Origin of the sequence: Mesorhizobium sp. M00.F.Ca.ET.216.01.1.1 (assembly GCF_004010325.2) — a bacterium.
Classification (GTDB): domain Bacteria; phylum Pseudomonadota; class Alphaproteobacteria; order Rhizobiales; family Rhizobiaceae; genus Mesorhizobium.
In genome coordinates, this window is the sequence record NZ_SADR02000577.1 from 1 (window position 1) to 283 (window position 283).

1 protein-coding gene is annotated in these 283 nt (G+C 64.7%); it reads right to left on the bottom strand.

Annotated features, from left to right (window positions below):
* Positions 1 to 283: PfkB family carbohydrate kinase (locus EN859_RS37510; RefSeq protein WP_245525904.1), on the bottom strand; the 283-nt coding region annotated here is incomplete at both ends.

A 283-nucleotide genomic window follows, 5' to 3' on the forward strand; every position in this document is an offset into this window, starting at 1 on the left:
AGACGAAATGCCTGGAGGCATCAGCCAGATAAGTGACGAAGGCAGTGCCGGTGGCATGGCCTTTGTGGGACGTGATTGCCGAAACGTCGGCGCCGAGCGCTCGCAGCCGGTCAATGTTCAGCTGACCAAAATCATCCTCGCCGACGGCGCCGATGAGGCCCGCCGGTTGCCCAAGCGCCGCTGCCTGGCCGACGAAGATCGCGGGGGCGCCGGACGGAAACGGACCTACCAGCGGTCCAGGCGCGAGAAAGCTCTGGCCGATGCGTTCAGCCATGATCTCGAC